Here is a 20,840-nt window from a genome sequence, read left to right as displayed (position 1 = left end):
CTGTCGACCGCCTGGGCGACGAACTCCCGGGTGCTGCTCCTGTGCGGACAGATCCCGACGACCTCCTACGGGCGCGGCAACGGCGCCCTGCACGAGATCCCCGACCAGAGCGGCATCCTGCGCTCGCTCACCAAGTGGCACGCCCGCGCCCGCAGCACCGAGGAGATCCCCCGGCTGGTGCACGAGGCGATGCGGCAGCTGCGCTCCGGGCTTCCGCGCCCTGTCGCGCTGGAGATCGCGCCCGATCTGCTCTCCGCAGCGCGGGAGGCCCTGCTGGTCTCCACACCCGCCGCGCCCGCGCACGCACCACTCGACCCGGCGGCGATCGCCGTGATCGCCACGGCGCTCCGCGATGCCCGGCGACCGCTCATCTGGGCCGGCGGTGGAGCCCGCGGTGCCCGCGCGACCGAGGCCATCCTGCGCCTCTCGCGTCTGGTCGACGCTCCGGTGGCCATGTCGATCAACGGTCTCGGCGCGATCCCCGGCGATGACGAGCGGGCCGTCCCGCCGCTCGCCGGGCGCGCGCTCGCCGAGGAGGCCGATGTCGTGCTGGTGCTGGGCAGTCGCTTCATGAAGCTCGAACAGCAGGTGCCGGTCGCCGCGGGGGCCCGCGTGATCCTCGTGGATGCCGACCCCGAAGCGTTCCGCGAGCCGAGGCGTCCGTGGCTGTCGTTCCTCGCCGACGTCGGTGTCGCGGCGGCGGGGATCGCGGATCTTCTCGCGCAGGAGGACCCCGTCGAGCGGCGCGAAGCTCCGCGACGTGCCGCGTCCGCACGCGCCGACGCCGATGCGCGCCTGCACGCGCTCGAGCCGCAGCGGAGACTGCTCGACGCGATCAGACGGGCGCTCCCGGAGGACGGCATCATGGTCGGCGAGTACACGCAGATCTCCTATGCGGCACCGCTGTTCTTCCGCTTCCCGACGCCGGAGAGCAACATCACCCCCGGTTACCAGGGCACGCTCGGCTACGGGTACGCGACGGCACTCGGCGCGAGCGTCGGAGCGCCCGGCCGCCCCGTGGTGTCGGTCAACGGCGACGGCGGGTTCGGTTGGAACCTGTCGGAGCTCGCCACCGCACGGCATCACGGCATCCCCACGATCGCGATCGTGTTCGACGACGGGGAATACGGCAACGTCGCACGCGACCAGAAGGCGATGTTCGCCGGGAGGACGGCGGGCACCGCCCTCACCAACCCGGACTTCGTGGCTCTCGCCGACGCGTTCGGCGTCTCCGCCTCGCGCGCCGAGACTCCCGACGAGCTCGAGAGCGCGATCAGGGCGGCCATCGACGCCGGCGGCCCCGCGCTGATCCACGTCCCGGTCGGCCCGTTCGCCTCACCCTGGCCGTTCCTGCTGTGACGAGGCTCCCGACCGAGGCCGCACCTCCTGGCGGCCTCGGTCGGGCGAGGGGTCAGTCGACCAGGATGCGCATCGGATCCTCGATGATCGCGGCGAGCGCGGCCATCCACTGCGCCGCCACCGCGCCGTCCAGCACCCGGTGATCTCCGGACAGCGTCACCGACATGACGGTCGCGATCGCCAGACCGCCGTCACGGACCACCGGCTGCGGTGTCGCGGCTCCCACGGCGAGGATCGCGGACTGCGGCGGGTTGATGATCGCGGCGAACTCGTCGATACCGTACATCCCGAGGTTCGAGACCGTGATCGTCCCGCCGTCCAGATCTCCCGGTTGGATGCGTCCGCTGCGCACGCGCTCCACCACCGCGACGGTCTGGGCGGCGAGCGCACCGACCGAGAGGCTTCCGACGTCGTGGAGCACCGGGGTCATCAGCCCCCCGTCGAGAGCGACGGCGATGCCGACGTCGACCGTGCGGAATCTCCGGATCGCCCCGTCGATCCAGATCGCGTTCGCCTCGGGAACCGCGCGGTGCGCGAGGGCGACCGCCTTCACGATCAGATCGTTCACGGAGACGCGCGCGGTGCGGTCGCGGTTGACGTCCGCCCGCAGTGCCAGCAGTGCATCGATCTGCAGTCGTCTGGTCATGTAGAAGTGGGGCACGGACGACTTGCTCTCGGTGAGCCGTCGCGCGATCGTGCGCCGCATCGACGACGCCGGGATGTCCTCGTAGCCGCCGCGGCCCCCCGCGGTCACGGTGGCCGTGGCGACCACCGCGGTCGGGTCCGGCGCGGCGGCGACCGCAGGCGCCGAGGCGGCGGTCGTCGTCTCGGGCGGCGCGAGGACGGGGCTCGGGACCGGATCGGCGGTCGGGGCCGGCAGCCGGTCGAGGTCCCGTCGGACGATGCGCCCCTCGGGGCCGCTTCCCGCGACGGCGGCCAGGTCGATACCCCGCTCCGCGGCGAGGCGGCGGACCAGGGGCGTCGCGAGCCTCCGTCCGCCGATCGCCGGGAGGGACGACACCGGGGCGGAGGGCGGAGCGGGCGTCGGGGCGAGCGGTGCCGCGACCGGCTCCGCATCGGCTGACTCGGCAGCGCCGGGTTCCGCGGCAGCGCCGGGTTCCGCGGCAGCGCCGGGTTCCGATGCAGTGCCGGGTTCCGCGGCGATCCCCGCCTCGGACAGCAGGAGCGCGAGTTCCGCGTCCCCCTCCCCCGGGCCGAGGATCGCGACGATCGGCGAACCGACCGCGAGGTTGTCCCCCTCGGGGGCGAGGAGCCGCGCGATGCGACCCTCGAACTCGGAAGCGAACTCGACCACCGCCTTGTCGGTCTCGATCTCGGCGAGGGGATCGCCGACCGCGATCTGCGTGTCCTCCGTGACGAGCCACGTCTGGATGGCCGCTTCGAGGGCCCCGGCGAGGACCTCTGGCATGCGCACCAAGACGGCCATCAGCGCGCTCCGATCTCGCGGGCGATGCGCTCGAGCGCATGCACGATGTCGGACGTCTGGGCGATCGCGGCCGCCTCGAGGACCCGGGAGATGTTCGGTGATGCCTCCTGGCCGGTCACCCGCTCGATCGGATGGTCCAGCCAGTCGAACAGGCGCCGCTGCAGCTCGTCCGCCAGCCACCCGCCGTAGGAGGTGCCGATGGCTCCCTGCTCGACGATCAGCACGGCGCCGGTCTTGCGGACGCTCCGCTCGATCGTCGCCCAGTCGAGCGAGGCGCGATCCAGCCAGCGCAGATCGATCAGCTCGGCGTCGACACCCGATTCGGCGATCGCCTGCTCGGCCTTCCCGGTCATCGACAGGTAGCTGATCACCGTGACCTCGGACCCCTCGCGGCGCACCGCGGCCGTGCCCGGCGGGATGATGTAGTCCAGGTCGCCCTCCGGCACGCGATCGGCGGTGCCGTAGAGGTCGACGTGCTCGATCACGAGCACCGGATCGTTCAGGGCCAGTGCGGCGTTCATCAGCCCGACGTAGTCGGCAGCGGTCGACGGGGCCACGATGCGCCATCCGGGGCTCGTGGCGAAGATGCCGGCAGGGTCCATCAGGTGCTGCTCGCCGTAGCCGGTGCCCATCGCGATCTTGGTGCGCAGCACCAGCGGCACGTCGTTGTCGCCGCCGAACATGTGCCTGGTCTTGCCGATCTGGTTGAAGACCTGATCGGCGGCCACCCAGAGGAAGTCCGGGTACATGAACTCGACCACCGGACGGAATCGTCCGTCCAGGGCGAGGCCGCCCCCGATGCCGGCGAAGGCGTTCTCGCTGATCGGAGTGCCGAGGATCCGGTCCCCGTACTTGCGGACCAGGCCCTTCGTCGCCCCGTTCGTGCCGCCGTTGAGACGGTGCACGTCCTCACCGAGGACCACGATGCGCTCGTCCTCCTGCATCCGCCGGTCCATGACGCCGGCGACCGCGTCGATGAACTTCAGGTCGCGCCAGCCGCCGGTGTGCCGGATCGGATCCTGGGCGTCGAGGCCGTCGAGCTCGGAGCCGTCCCCGCGCAGCCCGTGGTTCACCGTGGCGGGGTCGGGCCAGAGGTTCGCCCGGATGCGCCGCTTGCCCGGCTCACCCGGAACAGGTTCGAGGAGCTCGGACGCGATACCGGTCAGCGCCGAGGCCGCCTGCTCCCGCATGCTGTCGGCCTCGGCGGGCGAGAGGATGCCGGCGCGGCCGAGTTCCCGCTCCATGCGGGCGATCGGGTCGCGATCGCGCCAGGAATCCTCCTCCTCCTTCGTGCGGTAGCCGAAGGCGCTGCCGGGGTAGGGGCCGTTCTGGTGGAAGTACCGGTACACCTCCGCCTCGATGACCGCCGGCCCTTCGCCGGAGCGCATGCGCTCCGAGGCTTCGAGCGTCGCCAGGTGCACGGCGAGCGGGTCCATGCCGTCCACCCGCCACCCGGGGATGCTGAAGCCCTGCCCGCGCACGGCGAGACGCTCGTCGGCGGAGGATTCACGCACGTGGGTCGACACGGCGTAGAGGTTGTTCTCGATGAAGAACCCGAGCGGGAGCTTCCACGCCGCCGCGATGTTCATGGCCTCGAGCACCGAGCCGATGTTCGCGGCACCGTCGCCGAAGTACGTCATCGTGAGGTCGCCGGTGCCGGACCGGCGTTGGGCGAGCGCGTTGCCGGCCGCGAACGGGACGCCGCCGCCGACGATGGCGTTGGTGCCCAGCGCACCGGCCTCGAGCAGCTGCAGGTGCAGCGATCCGCCACGCCCCTGCAGGTAGCCGGGGGCGAGTCCGAGGATCTCGGCGAGCGTGCGGTAGAGCACTTCCCGCACGTCCGGGGTGACCAGGGCCTGTGGATCCAATGCGCCGCCGCTGACGTGCCCGATCACCTTGGCGAGGAACTGGTGGTGGCCGCGATGCGACCCGTTGACCCCGTCCGCCGATCGCAGCGAGGCGATGGATCCGACCGCGCCGCCTTCCTGTCCGATGCTGGAGTGCGCGGGACCGTGCACCAGCGACTCGCCGGCGAGCTCCAGCACCGTCTCCTCGAACGCCCGCACCAGTCGGAGCTGTCCGAGCATCGTCAGCAGCAGCCCGGGGTCGGCCGCCTTCCAGTCCGCCGGGGTGCTCTGCAGCTCGATCCAGGGCACGTTCGTGTCCAGCCGCTTCCTCTTCGCCATGGGCCTCTCGTCTTTCTCGGAGTCGTCCTCGACCCCATGAATGAATCCAATTACGGACTTGTCGGGATCATTGTGCCCCAGATCTAGCGAATTGGCTATGCCACTGGATACAATCGAGCCATGACCTCCCCACCCCGGCCGGGGATCCCCGGCCTCCGCGGCACCGAGCACATCGGCTTCACCGTTCCCGACCTCGACGAGGCCGAGAGGTTCTTCGTCGACGTGATCGGGTGCGAGCTCGTCTACCGGCTCGGGCCCTTCGTCCACGAGGACGACGACTGGATGCGCGAGCGCATCAACGTGCATCCGCGGACGATCATGCGGGAGCTGCGGTTCTTCCGTTGCGGCCACGGACCGAACTTCGAGATCTTCCAGTTCGAGCCGGCGGACGGACAGAACCCGATCCCGCGCAACAGCGACATCGGCGGCCATCACCTCGCCTTCCAGGTCGATGACATCGACGCGGCGGCGGCGCATCTCCGGCGCCGCGGTGTGCGCGTGCTCGGAGACGCGCCCTGGGCGAGCTCCGGTCCCAGCGCAGGTCAGCGGTGGCAGTACTTCCTCTCGCCCTGGGGGATGCAGCTCGAGCTGGTGAGCTTCCCCGACGGCAAGGCGTACGAGGCGAGTTCGCCGGTGCGGCTGTGGCAGCCCGATCGGCCGGCCGAATGAGCGGGAAGCACGGCGAGGCGGCGATGCGCATCGCCGCCGAGCTGCGGCGATCGATCCTGGCCGGCGAGTACGAACCCGGCGACCGCGTGCGACAGGAGGAGCTCGCCGAACGGCTCGGCGCCAGCAGGGTGCCGGTGCGGGAGGCTCTGCGAACCCTGTCCGCGGAGGGTCTGGTCACGCTGGTCGCCAACACCGGCGCCTGGGTCTCCGAGCTGACGGCGGCGGAGTGCGACGAGCTGTATCGGATGCGCGAGCGCGTCGAGCCGCTCCTGCTCGAATACAACGTCCCCCTGCTGACGGCGGGCGACCTCGACCGGCTCGCGGATCTGGCGCAGCGGATGCGCACGGTCGGCGACGTGGAGGAGTTCCTCCGCCTGGACTGGGAATTCCACTCGCTCACCTACAGCCGCGCCACCACGAGCGTGCTCGACGCCACGGTGCAGCAGCTCTGGAACCGCACCCAGCACTACCGGCGGGCGTTCGTACGGCTTTCCGACCCGCGCGACGACCGGAGCATCCACCTCGAGCACGAGCTGCTGGTGGAGGCCCTGCGCCGTCTCGACGCCGAGGAAGCCGGCTCCGTGCTCCGCATCCACGTGCGTCGCACGCGCCTGGAACTGGGGCAGCGCCCCGAGGTCTTCACAAAGAACGGACGAGGAGGAGCAGCATGACGATCGCCACCGTCAACCCCGCCACCGGCGAGCTCATCGAGGAGTTCATCGCGCACGGCCCCGACGTGATCGATGCACGGCTGGCAGCCGCGACGGAGGCGCAGCGCGAACTCGCCCGCGCCTCGTTCGCCGAGCGCGCGGTCTGGATGAAGCGCGCCGCCGACATCCTCGACGACGACCAGGAGATGCTGGCGCGTCTGCTCACGCAGGAGATGGGCAAGACCGTCGCCTCCGCCCGTGCCGAGGTCGCCAAGTGCGCCTCCTCGCTGCGCTTCTACGCCGACCACGCCGAGGGGTACCTCGCACCGACGACGCTCGACGACCCGCAGGCCGCGGGGGCGGTGCGGGCCGGGACCGTCTACCGCCCGCTCGGCGTCGTGCTCGCCGTGATGCCCTGGAACTACCCGCTGTGGCAGGTCATCCGCTTCGCGGCGCCGGCGCTGATGGCCGGCAATGCCGGCCTGCTGAAGCACGCCTCGAACGTGCCGCAGTCGGCGCTCTACCTCGACACCCTGTTCGGACGGGCGGGGTTCCCGGAGGGTGCGTTCCGCACCCTGCTCATCCCGTCCGGTGCGGTGGAGGCGCTGCTCGCGGATCCCCGCATCGCCGCCGTCACCCTCACCGGCTCGGAGCCTGCAGGACGCGCGGTCGCCGCCACGGCGGCCGCGCACATCAAGAAGTCCGTGCTCGAACTCGGCGGCTCCGACCCCTTCATCGTGATGCCCAGCGCCGACCTCGACAGGGCGGTCGCGGTCGCGGTCACCGCACGCACGCAGAACAACGGCCAGTCCTGCATCGCGGGCAAGCGGTTCATCGTGCATGAGAGCATCCACGACGAGTTCCTCGAACGGTTCACCCGTGCGATGTCCGCGCTGGTGCTCGGGGACCCCGCGGAGGAGACCACCGACCTCGGCCCGCTCGCGACCGCGTCGGGACGCGAGGAGCTGGCCGCCCTGGTCGACGACGCGCGCGCCCGAGGGGCCGTCGTCCATACGGGCGGCAGCACTCCCCCCGGCGCCGGCTGGTTCTACCCCGCCACCGTGCTGAGCGGGATCACTCCCGAGATGCGACTCGCGACCGAAGAGGCCTTCGGCCCGGTGGCGACCGTGTGGTCCGCCACCGATGTCGACGACGCGATCCGGCTGGCCAACGCCACCGACTTCGGCCTCAGCTCCGCGGTGTGGACCGAGGACGAGGACGAGCGCGCCCGCTTCATCGACGAGATCGAGGCGGGGGCCGTGTTCATCAACGGCATGACCGCCTCCCATCCGGCGCTCCCCTTCGGAGGGATCAAGAACTCCGGCTTCGGACGCGAGCTCGCCGCCGAGGGCATCCGCGAGTTCTGCAATCTGAAGACCGTGTGGGTGGGGGCATCCCCGGCATGACGAAGGACCGCGACGGGAGGCGCTCGCCTCCTCGTCGCGGTCGGGGGGGATCGGATCAGGGGTGCGACGCCGCCGCGAGGTGCTGGGACATCACGTAGTGGTGGTGCAGGACCGCGACCTTGCCCGCCTCTTCATCGCGGTTGCGCATGGCGGCCACGATCGGATCGTGCAGCGCCGCCATCGCCGAGACCTCGGTGCTGCGCAGCCACCGCGGCGTCGTCTCCTCCTGGATCCAGGTGCGGTACTCGTAGTTGATGAGCGTGGCATGGACGCTCTCGAACAGCGAGGCCAGATAGGGATTGTGCGAGGCGCGGGCGACGGCGGCATGGAAGTTGGTGTCCGCGCTCATCCAGGCCGCGGTGTCACCGGCGGAGTCGCGCAGCTGCTGCAGAGCGAGCTCGCACTCGACGATCTCCTCTTCGAGGCACTCCTCGATGGCCCGGGTGATGCTCATCGTCTCGAGCCACAGGCGCAGATCAGCCAGGTGCTGCACCGAGCTCTGATTCAGCTCGAGCATGAGGTCGACCGACGCCGCCAGCCCGTCCTCCGGGCGACGGGTCACGTAGGCGCCGGAACCGCGACGCGACTCGACCAGACCCTTGGTGACGAGGATGCGGATCGCCTGGCTCACGGTCGGCCGGCTGGTCTGCAGCGCCTGGGCGAGATCGCGCTCCGAGGGCAGGCGCGCGCCCGCCTCGAGGTCTCGCGAGACGATCAGCTGCTGGATCTTCGAGGCGATGTCCTCGGCGGCGCTGCCGCTGTCGGACAGCGTCGGGACGATGCTCGCCATCGCCGTCATCAGCTGTTCGATGGACTCATCCTTGGATCTCACGTGTTCATCCCTCCCCGGCGGTATCCGGCCAGCGTATCCGTGAACGCCTCGACTCCGCGTGATATCGGCTGCGGCCCGGTGATCGTCAACGGAGCGCCCCCGACTCCCACACCGTGACGCCGCCGAGCAGCGTGAGGTCCGAGGTGATCAGATGGATGCGGTCAGCCGGCACGTCGAAGTAGTCCGCGGAGAGCACCGCGAGGTCGGCGAGCTTGCCCGGCTCCAGGCTTCCCCTGTCCTGCTCCTCGAACGTGCTCCAGGCCGCCTGCAGCGTGTAACCTCGCAGCGCCTCGAGCCGGGTGTGCAGGTTCTCCCCGCGCAGGGTCTCGGTGCCGCGCACGGTGAGGCCGGTGACGAACCACTCCAGGCTGACGAACGGGTTGTAGTTCGCGACGCGCATGGCGTCGGACCCCAGCGCGAGCGGGATCCCCGCGTCGAGGAGCGCGCGCACCGGCGGGGCGGCGGCGATCCGCTCCTGCCCCCATTGCGCGATCGCGGCCTCACCGGACAGCCGCATCAGGGACTGCATGCTCACCCCGGCCCCGAGACGGCGGAATCGGGGGATGTCCTCCACCTTCACCGGCTCGGCGTGCACCATCATCCAGCGCAGCCCGTCGATCGGATGCTGCTCGTGGACCTGCTCCCACACGCGCAGGGCGAGATCGTAGAAGTCGTCCGAGTGCACGTGCAGCTGCACCGTCCACCCGCGGGCGGCCGCGTCCGCGAGGATCTGGCGCATCTCCTGCTCCGCGCCCTCCGAGATGTCGCCGGAGATGCCGAACCGATCGTGGCTCCGCCACAGGATCACCTCCCCGAGACCGGCCACCCGCAGGATCCCGTCGCCGAACCCGGGCTGCTCGAATCGGATGTACCCGGCGAAGTCCGCCTGCTCCGTGCCGTCCTGGGTGGCGTGCTTGAACAGCCGGATGCGCGTCTTGAGCAGCCCGCGCCGCCAGGCCGCGTACATCGCGCCGTAGGACTCCGGACCGGAGTTGACGCCGCCGCCGTCGACGACGCCGGTCATGCCGAGGCGCGCGAACTCGGTCGACAGCGCCGCGGTGGAGGCCACCTGCTCCTCGAACGTCGGGGCCGGGAGTTGGCGATAGAACCAGCTCATCAGCGCGATGCCGAAGCCGCGGCCCGTGAGCGCGCCCGTCTCGTCCCGCTCGAAGTGCCCCACCCCCGCGGTGCGCTTCGCCTCGGCCTCGACCCGGGCGACGACCTCGTCGTCGAGCGCCATGCGCTGCATGGCGAGGGTGTTGAGCTGGGCGTACTCGTAGCGCGTCTGCACGTAGACCGGATGCTCCGGCGCGGCCGCATCCAGCTCCGCCCTGGTCGGCCCGCGCCCCTGCGGGAACTGGCCGTCGTGCCATCCGCCGACCACACGGATCCAGGTGCCGGCCGGCTGACGCTCCGCCTCCGCGCGGACCATCGCCAGCGCCTCGTCGAGGTCGTAGACGTTCTCCCAGCGCAGCTCGTCGTTCCAGGTGCGTCCCGCACGCAGAGCGTGGATGTGCCCGTCGATCAGCCCGGGGATCACCCGGCGCCCGCCCAGATCGACCACTGCGGTGGCGGGCCCGGCCAGCGCCTGGATCTGCGCGGTCGAGCCGACGGCCGCGATCCGGTCGCCGGTCACCGCGAGGGCCTCGGCCTCCTGCGGCGTCGAGGTGCCGTCGGCGAGGGTGGTGACCTTTCCGTTGACGAGGATGGTGTCGGGGTGCAGCAGCGGGCTCATGGGGTCCTTTTCGAGTTCGGCGAGGTCAGGCGACCGCGGAGGCGACGGGCAACGGGGGACGCGTGCCGTCATCGGCGACGAGGTGGCAGGCCACCTCGCTCGTGCGACCGCTGTCGCGGGTGACGGTGCGCAGTTCGGGTGCGGTCGTCCGGCACAGCTCGGTGGCCAGGGGGCACCGGGGATGGAAATGGCATCCGGACGGCGGATCCATCGGCGACGGGATCTCCCCCCGCAGCGGGATCCGCTCCCGCTCCCGCTGCTCGACGGGATCGGCCAGCGGCGCGGCCGCGAGCAGCACATCGGCGTACGGATGCAGGGGTCGCTCGAAGAGGTCGCGCCGGTCGGAGACCTCGACGATGCGTCCCAGATACATCACCGCGATCCGGTCGGCGAGATACTCGATCGCCGAGAGGTCGTGGCTGATGAACAGGCAGGCGAAGCCGAGGTCCTTCTGCAGATCGGCGATCAGGTTGAGCACGGAGGCCTGCACCGACACGTCGAGCGCCGAGGTCGGCTCGTCGGCCACCAGGAGGTCGGGGCCCGCCGCGAGCGCCCTGGCGAGGCTCACGCGCTGCCGCTGCCCCCCGGAGAGCTCGTGCGGGAAGCGCGCGGCGGTGTCCGGCCGCAGTCCGACCTGTTCCAGAAGCTCGTGCACCCGCTCCTCGACCTTCGCGGAGGGCACGATGCGGTGGATGCGCAGCGGCTCGGCGATCGCGCTGCCGACCGTGCCCCGGGGGTTGATCGAGGAGCCCGGGTCCTGGAACACGATGTTGAACCTCTTGCGGAGCCGCCGGAGCCGCCGCCGTGACAGCTTCGACATCGCGACGCCGTCGATCTCGACCTCGCCCGCGGTCGGCTTGATCAGCGACACGACCATCTTCCCGATCGTCGACTTGCCGGAGCCGGACTCTCCGACCAGCCCGACGATCTCGCCGCGGTGGATGGTGAGGTTCACGCCGTCGACGCTGCGCACGGTTCCGCCGTGCACGCGGTAGTGCTTGACGAGGTCCCGGACGACCAGGACCTCCGGGCGGTCGTCGGTGGTGTTGTCGGCCATGGGTCAGGCCCCTTTCTGCAGGAGAGCGCCGGACTGCGGATGCCAGCAGGACACCGAGTGCCCGGCGCCGTCCACGGGTTCGTGCACGGGCCGCGCCTCACGGCACAGGTCGGTGGCGAAGGCGCACCGGTCGGCGAACGAGCACGCGGTCGCGACGGCGCGCAGCACCGGCACGTTCCCGGAGATGCCGCGCAGGCGATCGGTGGTGGCATGCTGCCCGCGCTGCGGGACGGCTTCGAGCAGCCCGCGGGTGTACGGATGCGTCGGGTGCTCGAAGAGCTCGACGACCGGCGCCTGCTCGATGCTCTTGCCCGCGTACATCACCACGACGCGATCGGCGATGTCGGCGACGACCCCCATGTCGTGGGTGATGATGATGACCGCCATCCCCAGCCGGTCGCGGATCTCCTTCAGCGTCTCGATGATGCCGGCCTGCACGGTGACGTCGAGTGCCGTCGTCGGCTCGTCGGCGATGAGCAGCTGGGGGTCGCAGGCGATGGCCATCGCGATCATCACGCGCTGACGCATGCCGCCGGACAGTTGGTGCGGGTACACGCCGAGCCGCTCGCGGGCCGCGGGGATGCCCACGATCTCCAGCAGCTCGACGACCCGTTCCCGCGCGGCGCGCTTCGACATGCCGAGGTGCTTGCGCAGCGTCTCGGCGACCTGCGTGCCCACCGTCATCAGCGGGTTGAGCGCGGTCATCGGATCCTGGAAGATGTAGGCGATGTCGCGTCCGCGCAGTTCGCGCAGCTTCGACTCGGAGACGTCCAGCAGGTCGGTCCCCCGGTAGCGCACGCTGCCGGTCACGTCTGCGCCTTCGGCCTGCAGACCCAGCAGGGACAGCACACCGACGCTCTTTCCGCATCCCGACTCCCCCACGATCGCGAGGATCTCGCCCTCGCGCACCTCGTAGTCGAGCCGGTCGACGGCGACGACGGGTCCGGCCGCCGTGTCGAATGTGACACTCAGCCCTTCGACCTCGAGCACGTTCATCGTCTGCGTCCCTTCGGGTCCAGGGCGTCGCGCATCGCGTCGCCGAAGAGGTTGAATGCGAGGGTGATGAGGATGATGGTGAGTCCGGGGAAGACCGCCATCCACGGTCCGGTCTGCAGGAACGGCTGCGCGTTCGACAGCATGGTTCCCAGCGAAGGAGCCGGCGGGCGGATTCCGAGTCCGAGGAACGACAGCGCCGCCTCGCCCAGCACGGCGTGCGGGATCGACACCGTGATCTGCACGAGGAGGGCGCTCGAGGCGTTCGGCAGGATGTGCCGGAACAGCACGCGTCCGTCGCCCGCACCGGCCGCGACGGCGGACTGGACGAAGTCGAGTCCGCGCAACCGGAACACCTCGCCGCGGATCACGCGGGCGAATCCGGGGATGCCGCCGACGGCGAGGGCGATCATGGCGTTGGTGGCGCTCGGTCCCAGGATCGCGGCGAGCCCGACCGCGAGGATCAGGTTCGGGAACGCGAGCATGACGTCGAGGAAGCGCGCGATGGGCGAGTCGAGCTTCGGGTAGTAGCCGGCGATCAGTCCGAGCGGGACGCCGACGAGCGCGGCGAGGAGCACGGACAGCAGGCCGATCTGCACGGAGGCGCCGATGCCGTACATCACGCGCGAGAGCTGATCGCGGCCGAGTTCGTCGGTGCCGAACAGGTGGGCGAACGACGGGGGCTGCAGCAGCGCCCCGAAGTCGGTGGCCTCCGGCGAAGCCGGCGCGATGATCGGGGCGAGCACCCCGATCATCACCATGAGGATCGCGAGGATCAGCCCGACGAGTCCCGAAGGACGCTGCAGTGCGGTGCGCAGGACCCGCCAGCGCGCCGCCCGCTTCGCCCGCGCGGGTGCGACGGGGCGGGGAATGGGTGTGGTCAGGCTCATCAGTGGGCCTCTCCTCGAACGCGGATACGGGGATCGATGACCGAGTAGACGACGTCGGTCAGCAGGTTGATCAGGATGTATCCGGCCGCGACCACCAGGATGACCCCCTGGATCAACGGATAGTCGCGGGTGAAGATGGCATCGAGGGTGAGCTTGCCCAGGCCGGGGATCACGAACACCTGCTCGGTGACGACGGCACCGGAGATCAGGAAGCCCAGCTGGAGGCCGATGATCGTGACGACCGAGATGAGGCTGTTGCGCAGCGCGTGCCGGAACACGGTCTCCCCGGGCGCGAGCCCCTTGGCCTTGGCCGTGCGCATGTAGTCGGCGCTGAGCGATTCGAGCATGGCCGCTCTCGTCTGCCGGATGATCACGGCCGCCATGCCGGTGCCGAGGATGATCGACGGCATGATCATGTGCTCGAGGTTCTCGTAGACGCTCTCCGACATCGGGACGAAACCGGAGGCGGGGAGCCACCCGAGAACGACCGAGAACAGCAGGATCGCCATGAGGCCGAGCCAGAAGCTGGGGACGGACAGTCCCAGCAGGGCTGCGGCGTTGACGAGCCACTCGGCGGGCTTGCCCTGGCGCACCGCCGCCAGGATCCCGAACAGGATGCCGACGACGACCGCGACGATCATGGAGAGCAGCGCCAGCTCGACCGTGACCGGGAGGGCTCGACTGATCACCTCCGTCACAGGGACGCCGCTGGAGGTGGAGCGGCCGAGGTCGCCCTGGACCAGCTGTCCCAGATAGCGGACGAACTGCACGGGCAGCGGCTGATCCAGACCGTAGAGCTGGCGGATCGCCTCGATCGAGGCGGGGTCGCCGTCCTGCCCGGCCATCGCCGTCGCCGCGTCGCCGGGCAGTGCCCGGACGCCGAGGAACACGACGACGACGGCCAGCAGGAGCGTGATCAGCGCCTGGCCGGTGCGGTTGAGGATGAAGCCGATCATCCCTGCCCCGGCTCGGCTGCGGGCACGAGGCCCTCGGGGTCCCAGATCGGCTCTCCGCTGAGCAGTGTGAGCGCGGAGGTGATGTGCCGCACCTCCTCCACCGGAATGGTGAAGTAGTCCGCGGAGAGCACGGCGAGGTCGGCGAGCTGACCGGGGACGAGACGTCCGCGCAGGTCCTCCTCGTGTGTGAACCAGGAGCCGCCGTGGGTGTAGCCGCGCAGGGCCTCCTCCCGGCTGATCAGGTGCGGGGCGAGCAGCGTGGGCGTTCCCGTCACGGTCAGCCCCGTGAGGAACCACTCCAGGCTCGACCAGGGGTTGTACGAGGCGACGCGCATGGCGTCGGATCCGAGGGCGACCGGCACCCCCGCGTCGAGGATGTCACGGAGCTCGGGCGAGCGGGCGACGCGCTCCTCGCCCCACACCGCGATCGCCTCTTCGCCGTTCAGGCGCAGCAGCGACTGGAACATCATGCCGATCCCGAGCCGCTTCAGACGGGGGATGTCCTCTGCGTACGTCGACTCGGCGTGCACGAACCCCCAGCGGAGCTCGTCGATCGGCGTCTCGGCGTGGATCTCGTCCATCACGTCGAGCAGACGCAGGAAGTACTCCCGCTGGTGCACGTGCACCTGCACGGCGAACCCGGCCTTGGCGAAGGCGTGCAGATAGGCCTTCGTCTCCGACATCGCCTGATCGGAGATGTCGCCCGGCTCGGCGATGCGGTCGTGCGAGCGGTACAGGATGACCTCTCCCATACCGCTGACCCGCAGCAGGTCGTCGCCGAAGCGCGGGTGCTCGAATCGCACGTAGCCGGCGTAGTCGTCGTCCTCCGTGCCCTCGGCGGTCGCGTGCTTGTAGAGGCGCACCCTGGTCTTGAGGTCGCCGCGGCGCCAGGCCTCGTGGATGGGGCCGTACGCACTCGGGCCGGTGTTCACGCCGCCGCCGTCGATCGCGCCGGTCATGCCGAGACGCGCGAACTCGATGGACAGCGCCGCGGTCGATGCGGTCTGCTCCTCGAAGGTCGGGGCGGGGAGCTGGGAGTAGAACCAGGTCATCAGCTTCATGCCGTCGCCGCGCCCGGTGAGGGCACCGTCCGCATCGCGCTGGAAGCCCTGCGGGTCGGGGCTGGCGGCGACACCGGCCTCGTCGAGACCGAGCTCCTCGACCCCGCGGGTGTTGAAGACGGCGTAGGTGTACTGCATCTGCACGTACACGGGGTTCTGCGGGGCCGCCCCGTCCAGTTCTTCCCGGGTGGGACCGCGCCCCCCGGCGAACTGGCGCTCGTCCCATCCTCCGATCACGCGGATCCAGCGTCCCGGTCCGATCTCGGCGGCCCGTGCGGAGATGGCGGCGAGCCCGTCGGCGAGGTCGTACACGTCCTCCCAGCGCACCTCGTCGTTCCAGGTGCGTCCGGCGCGGACGAAGTGCACGTGCGAGTCGATGAGACCGGGGACGACCCGGCGTCCGTGCAGATCGACGACGCGCGTGGCCGCTCCCCGATGCGCCTGCATGGCCGCGTCGCTTCCGACGGCGAGGACCGATCCCCCTCGAATGGCGATCGCGGTGGTCTCGGCGGGAACCGCGTCGTCCGAGCTGAGTGTGCTGATGAGACCGTTGCGGAGGATGAGGTCGGCGTCCGGAACTGCGGAGGTCATGGTCTTGGCCTTTCTGAGGGGGTTATTCGGAGAGGAATCCGGCGTTGCCGACGACGACGCTGCCGTTCGGACGGAAGCGGACGCCGGTGACGGATTCGCCCATGCCGACGATGTTCGTCGGGCGGATCAGGTAGATGAAGGGCATGTCCTCGTCGAGGATCTGCTGGATCTCGTCGTACGCGTCGATCCGGGCGTCCTGATCGCTGCTGGAGCGGGCGTCGATGAGCAGCCGGTCCACCTCGGGGTCGGAGTACTTCGACATGCTGCGGGGGCTGTCGCTCATCGCGAAGAGGCTGATGTTCGCATCCGGGTCGATCCGGCCCGACCAGGTGTTCATGTAGAGCTGGAAGTCGCCGCCGTAGCCGCGGTCGACGGTCGTGGTCGACTCCTGCACGTCGAGCACGATCTCGAAACCGGCCTCGGCGGCCATCTGCTGGATGACCTCGCCCATGCGCCGGAACTCCGGCTGCTGGTTCATCATCAGCTCGACGCGGATGGGCGTCTCGACACCGCTCTCGGCCACCAGCCCCTTCGCCTTCTCGATGTCGGGCCCCGGGCAGGCGAGCGTGGTGTCGCTGGCCAGAGGGCTGCTCGGAGCCATGAATCCGCAGGCGGGTTCGAACGCACCGCTGAAGACGGCCGCGTTGATCGCGTCCCGATCGATCGTGAGCGCGAGCGCCTGCCGGAGCGCGGCATCCGCGGCGACGGGCGAGTCGATGTCGGCGGCATCCCCGGGTGCGCCGCCCACATTCCCGACGTTGAACTCGAGGTTGTAGTAGCCGATGCTCGGGAACTGCTCGACCACCACGTCCGACGCCGGCTCCAGGACCGCGAGCGAGGTCGCGTCCGCCTTCTCCATGACGTCGATGTCGCCGGAGAGGAGGTTGGTCGCCCGCACGCTGGTGTCGGGGATGATCTTGTAGATGATCTCGTCGAGGTGCACCTGGGCGCTGTCGTAGTACTCCTCGTCGGCCAGGAGTGTCACGCTGTCCTGCGCGACCCTGGTGCCGAACTCGAAGGGACCGACGCAGACGGGGTGCTGTTCGAAGGCGGCGGCGTCCTGGAAGGCCGTCGGCGAGAGCATGATGCCGGCGCGATCCGTGAACATGACGTCGAAGACGCCCTGCGCGACGGGCTCGTCGAGGTGCATGCGCACGGTGTGGTCGTCGACGACCTCCACGCTCTCCAGCGCGTCGAGCTCGTTGGTGCGCTGGGATCCCTCGGCAGTGAGGTTGCGCTCCAGCGTCGCCTTCACGGCGGCGGCGTCGAAGGGGGTGCCGTCCTGGAAGAGGACGCCTTCGCGCAGCGGGACGGTGACCACGGTGCCGGTCTCGTCGAATTCGGGCGCCGCGGCGGCGAGCTGCGGATACACCACCCCGTCGGCGTCCACGTTGTAGAGCAGCTCGCACATCGTGTTGTAGATGGTCACGGAGGTGAAGGTCGAGGCGAACGTCGGATCGAGATTGCCCGGTTCGGCGTGGATGCCGACGCGGAGGGAGCCGCCGTCGACGATCTCTCCGGCGGCGGACGTCGTCTGCGGCGTGTCCGCGGCGGGTGTGCATGCGGTGAGCGCGAGCGCGCCGGCGGCGATGACGGCGAGGGCGCTGACCCGGTGGGGGGCGCGGGGTGCGGAAGCGGACATGGGGACTCCTGAAGCGTCGTTGCTGCGGGACGTGAAAGCTGTGGGGGACGGGGATGCCGTACGGAGTGCTCAAAGTGGCATAGCCACTATAGGACGCCGGGGTCCCCGCGTCAAACGCGCGGGACCCCGGCGCGGGGTCAGTCGAAGTTGTTCCGACGGCCCTCGCGGACGTAGGTGCCGTTGCCGGCGATGTGATCCTTCGAATGGATCGACGCCTGCTTCGCCAGGTGCCCGAACATCTGGATGCCGAAGCCGCCGTCCAGGTCCTCCAGCACGCGCCGCTTCCACGGACGCCGGATGATCTGCGTCGTCAGTCGGCGCGTCACCCTGGGCTGCTTCATGATGTGGTCGGCGATCCGGAAGGCGCGCTCGCGCAGAGCCTCGCGCGGAAGGATCTCGTTGACCATCCCGTACTCGAGCGCCGTCGGCGCGTCGATCGCCTCACCCGTCAGCAACGCATACGCGGCGCGCTTGGTGCCGAGCAGCTCCTGGAACGCGTTGTGGATCCCGTCGCCGGGCACCGAGCTGATGTCGTAGTGAAGGTCGTACAGACGAGCCTCCTCCGCCATCAGGGTGATGTCGCACATCAGCACGATCTCGGAGTGGAAGCCGTGGCCGTTCAGGATGCCGATCGTCGGGATCTCGAAGTCGTTGACCAGCGAGCTCACATTGATGCGCCCGTCCTTGTACGCGTACTCGTACGCCCAGTAGGGAAGGTCCTCCTCCTCGAGGGCGAACCCCTCCGGATCCGAGTCCATCATGAACTCGTCGCCGGTGCCGGTCAGGATCATCAGCTCGTTCTTCGGATCCGAGGCGACGATCTTGAGCATCTGTCCCAGCGCGCGGTGATTCTGCACGCTGAGCTGCACCGGCCCGCCGAGGGTGTGCAGCTGGACCCAGATCACGCCGTCGTCGCGGCGCTCCATGTGGAAGAAGTCCTTGAACTGCTCGCTGTAGTCCTCGAACCGGGGAGGATCGACGAATTCCTGCAGTGACATGTGTGTTCCTTTCGATTCACGCGCATCGCGTCGTCGCGGTGCGCACGGAGGTCAGTCGCCCTGGGGCTCCAGGTGCATGCCGCTCGAAGCCGCCTGCACCTCGAACAGCGACAGGAAGTCCTTGTCGCGGTAGCCGCGGCCGATCGCCGCCTGGATGAGCTGCAGCACGCTCGCGGCGAGGGGCATCGTGACCTCTTCGGCGCGCGCGGCTGCGAGGCCGAGATCGAAGTCCTTGCGCAGGAGCTCCGTGGTGAACGTCGGCGTCCAGTCCAGCGACAGCATGTCGGCGGTGCGGCGCGTCACCCACGGCGTCGCCAGCACGGTGTTGTTCATGAACTCGAGGAAGGCCGCACGGTCCACCCCCGACTTCTCGGCGAGGGTCGTGACCTCGCTGATGGACTGCACGATGAGCCCCAGGTACAGGTTGTGGCAGATCTTCACCAGACGCGCCTGCTCCTGCTCACCCGCGTAGACCGCGGCCTTGCCGATCGTGGCGAGCACGGGCTCCGCGCGGTCGAAGACCTCGCGCGGCCCCGAGGCGACGAACAGCGCCTCTCCCCCCTCGACCATGTGCGGGTTGCCGCTCACCGGCGAGGCGAGAAAGCCCACGCCGGCCTCGTTGACGGCTGCACGCACCGCGGCGGAGGCCTCGGTGTTCACCGTGGAGCAGTCGACGATGATCTGCGGCCGGTCCTCGGCGGAGAGCAGGCCGCCGTCGCCGAGGACGATCTGCTCGAGGTCCTTCGGCGTCGAGACCATCACGAAGACGATGTCGTTCTTCGCCAGATCCTGGACCGTGTCGGCGACGGTGGCGCCCTTGTCGACCAGGGCCTCGGCCTTGGACCGGGTGCGGTTCCACACGTCGACCGCGTAGCCGCTCTCCAGCAGGCGGGTGATCATCACCGAGCCCATCCGGCCCGCGCCGAGCCAGCCGATGGTGGGTCTGTTGTCAGTCATCTCTTGTTCTCCTTCAGGATGCGGTCGTGGTGTCGGGGGAATCGTGGGGCGAAGCCGGTCAGGCTGCGCCGTGCAGCAGGGCGAGGGCGTTTCGGCGCACGCGGCGCCCGGTCTCGCGCAGCTCGTCGTCGTCGATGCCGACGAGGATGCCGTCGCGCTTGCGCACCTCGCCGCCGATGATCACGGTCTCGACCTGTTCCGCCGGTGGTGCTCCCAGCACCAGATAGGCGGCGGGATCGGCGAGTGCGCCGTCGACGTCGCGCGGCCGGATCACGACGAGGTCGGCGAGAGAGCCGACCTCGACCGTGCCGAGCCTGTCGCCCAGCCCGATCCCGTGCGCACCACCGACGCTGCCGGCGCGCAGCACGCCCTCGAACGTGAAGGTCGGAGGGTCCAGTTCGGCGTTGATCGGCATCCGCACCGCATCGCGCAGCTCCTGGCCGTCGTGATACGTCACGGCCAGGAAGATCGACTTGAGCTCGGCGCGGAGGTCGAGCGGCGTGAACAGCGCGCTGTCGACGCCGAAGCTGACCCGCACGCCGCGCTGCACCCCGCGTCTGGTCGGCGTCATCGAGCGACCGGAGAGCATCTCGGCACCCGGCGTCACCGAGAGCACGGTGCCGGTCTCCGCCATCGCGTCCAGCTCCCGATCCGTGATCGCGTTGGAATGCCCGGACACGATGTCCGGACCGAGCAGGCCGCGCGCATGCAGCCGGGCGATCTCGCCGGCGACGTTCTGGTGGAACGTCATCCGCGCGCCAATGGATCGGGCGAACTCGATCTCGGAGACGAAGGTCTCGAAGAGGTCGTCGCTGGGCGTGGGGAGACCGATGCCGATGTCGACCAGGGCGGAGTCGGCGACCTTGGGCTGGGCGCGCAACGCGACCAGGCCGTCGAGACGTCGCCGCCGCGCCTCCTCGAAGTCCGCCCGCTCGGGCGGCGCGTTGGTGCCGTAGTGGACGACGGTGCGCAGCCCGGCACGCAGGTGCGCGTCGACGGCGGCCTCCAGATGATCGGTCGAGGCGTTGGAGCCGTGCAGGAAGTCGACCGCTCCGGTCACGCCGTGCGCGATCATCTCGTACGCGGCGGCGAGCGCGGCGTCGCCGGTGTCCTGCGGCGTGTAGCCGTCGCGGATCCGGTGGAACACCCGCAGGTAGTTCTCGCCCCATTTGCGCTGCATCTCGGAGCGCATGGCGTACTGCCAGGTGTGGATGTGCGTGTCGACGAGCCCGGGGGCGACGATGGCGTCGTGCGCATCGATCACCTCCGCGCCGGCGGTGTCGAGGTCCGTACCGATCGCGACGATCCGATCACCCTCGACACGGACGTCGGTCCCCCGACGCAGCGTGGACTCGTCATCCAGGGTGACGACGTCTCCGCCGCGCAGCACGATGGCCTGTGCACCCATTCG

17 protein-coding genes are annotated in these 20,840 nt (G+C 70.1%); 4 read left to right on the top strand and 13 right to left on the bottom strand.

Features of this window, described 5'->3' with window-relative positions:
• Positions 1-1,359 (top strand): thiamine pyrophosphate-dependent enzyme (locus CQ042_RS04850; RefSeq protein ID WP_105669219.1); only part of this gene is annotated, 1,359 nt, incomplete at its 5' end.
• Between the two features lie 52 nt (positions 1,360-1,411).
• Here CQ042_RS04850 and CQ042_RS04845 read toward each other — a convergent pair.
• Positions 1,412-2,806 (bottom strand): dihydrolipoamide acetyltransferase family protein, encoded by a 1,395-nt coding sequence (locus CQ042_RS04845; protein WP_105669214.1) that lies wholly within the window; start codon positions 2,804-2,806, stop codon positions 1,412-1,414.
• Entirely contained in the window at positions 2,806-4,992 is a 2,187-nt protein-coding gene (locus CQ042_RS04840; protein WP_105669213.1) for a thiamine pyrophosphate-dependent enzyme, read from the bottom strand. Before CQ042_RS04840 ends, CQ042_RS04845 begins: the two co-directional genes overlap by 1 nt.
• A gap of 120 nt (positions 4,993-5,112) precedes the next feature.
• Here CQ042_RS04840 and CQ042_RS04835 point away from each other — a divergent pair, with 120 nt between their 5' ends.
• Genes CQ042_RS04835 through CQ042_RS04825 form a run of 3 tightly spaced genes read left to right on the top strand, consistent with a single transcriptional unit; the run spans position 5,113 to position 7,717 of the window.
• Positions 5,113-5,661 (top strand): VOC family protein, encoded by a 549-nt coding sequence (locus CQ042_RS04835; RefSeq protein WP_105669211.1) that lies wholly within the window; start codon positions 5,113-5,115, stop codon positions 5,659-5,661.
• Positions 5,658-6,332, top strand: coding sequence for a GntR family transcriptional regulator (locus CQ042_RS04830; protein ID WP_105669209.1), 675 nt, complete (start codon positions 5,658-5,660; stop codon positions 6,330-6,332). The genes CQ042_RS04835 and CQ042_RS04830 overlap by 4 nt, the downstream gene beginning before the upstream one ends.
• Complete coding sequence (locus CQ042_RS04825) at positions 6,329-7,717, top strand: NADP-dependent succinic semialdehyde dehydrogenase (RefSeq protein WP_105669208.1); 1,389 nt, start codon at positions 6,329-6,331, stop codon at positions 7,715-7,717. The genes CQ042_RS04830 and CQ042_RS04825 overlap by 4 nt, the downstream gene beginning before the upstream one ends.
• A 55-nt stretch (positions 7,718-7,772) precedes the next feature.
• On the opposite strand, the gene CQ042_RS04820 is transcribed toward CQ042_RS04825, so the two are convergent.
• From CQ042_RS04820 to CQ042_RS04770, 11 genes are all read right to left on the bottom strand, one after another.
• A complete protein-coding gene (locus CQ042_RS04820) occupies positions 7,773-8,549 on the bottom strand; it encodes a FadR/GntR family transcriptional regulator (protein WP_219844807.1) in 777 nt (258 codons plus the stop codon).
• An 85-nt stretch (positions 8,550-8,634) separates the two neighbouring features.
• Positions 8,635-10,284, bottom strand: coding sequence for an amidohydrolase (locus CQ042_RS04815; RefSeq protein WP_181157440.1), 1,650 nt, complete (start codon positions 10,282-10,284; stop codon positions 8,635-8,637).
• A 25-nt stretch (positions 10,285-10,309) separates the two neighbouring features.
• On the bottom strand, positions 10,310-11,341 hold the full coding sequence (locus CQ042_RS04810; protein ID WP_105669205.1) for an ABC transporter ATP-binding protein: 1,032 nt from the start codon (positions 11,339-11,341) through the stop codon (positions 10,310-10,312).
• Between the two features lie 3 nt (positions 11,342-11,344).
• Positions 11,345-12,337, bottom strand: a complete 993-nt coding sequence (locus tag CQ042_RS04805; RefSeq protein ID WP_105669203.1) for an ABC transporter ATP-binding protein — start codon at positions 12,335-12,337, stop codon at positions 11,345-11,347.
• Positions 12,334-13,224, bottom strand: coding sequence for an ABC transporter permease (locus CQ042_RS04800; RefSeq protein ID WP_105669202.1), 891 nt, complete (start codon positions 13,222-13,224; stop codon positions 12,334-12,336). Before CQ042_RS04800 ends, CQ042_RS04805 begins: the two co-directional genes overlap by 4 nt.
• The gene (locus CQ042_RS04795; RefSeq protein WP_105669200.1) at positions 13,224-14,180 is read right to left on the bottom strand and encodes an ABC transporter permease; all 957 of its coding nucleotides are present in this window, start codon (positions 14,178-14,180) and stop codon (positions 13,224-13,226) included. Before CQ042_RS04795 ends, CQ042_RS04800 begins: the two co-directional genes overlap by 1 nt.
• Positions 14,177-15,832, bottom strand: coding sequence for an amidohydrolase (locus tag CQ042_RS04790; protein WP_105669199.1), 1,656 nt, complete (start codon positions 15,830-15,832; stop codon positions 14,177-14,179). Before CQ042_RS04790 ends, CQ042_RS04795 begins: the two co-directional genes overlap by 4 nt.
• A gap of 22 nt (positions 15,833-15,854) precedes the next feature.
• Positions 15,855-17,474, bottom strand: coding sequence for an ABC transporter substrate-binding protein (locus CQ042_RS04785; RefSeq protein WP_105669198.1), 1,620 nt, complete (start codon positions 17,472-17,474; stop codon positions 15,855-15,857).
• 137 nt (positions 17,475-17,611) lie between these two features.
• The gene (locus tag CQ042_RS04780) at positions 17,612-18,472 is read right to left on the bottom strand and encodes an enoyl-CoA hydratase/isomerase family protein (protein ID WP_105669197.1); all 861 of its coding nucleotides are present in this window, start codon (positions 18,470-18,472) and stop codon (positions 17,612-17,614) included.
• Positions 18,473-18,523: 51 nt separating this feature from the next.
• Complete coding sequence (locus CQ042_RS04775) at positions 18,524-19,429, bottom strand: NAD(P)-dependent oxidoreductase (RefSeq protein ID WP_105669195.1); 906 nt, start codon at positions 19,427-19,429, stop codon at positions 18,524-18,526.
• Between the two features lie 58 nt (positions 19,430-19,487).
• The gene (locus CQ042_RS04770) at positions 19,488-20,837 is read right to left on the bottom strand and encodes an amidohydrolase family protein (RefSeq protein WP_105669194.1); all 1,350 of its coding nucleotides are present in this window, start codon (positions 20,835-20,837) and stop codon (positions 19,488-19,490) included.
• Positions 20,838-20,840 lie beyond the last annotated feature (3 nt).

Source organism: Microbacterium sp. MYb62 (genome assembly GCF_002979475.1).
Classification (GTDB): Bacteria; Actinomycetota; Actinomycetes; order Actinomycetales; family Microbacteriaceae; genus Microbacterium.
The sequence above is the reverse complement of the archived record's forward strand: the minus strand, read 5'-3'. Positions and strand labels throughout refer to the sequence as shown.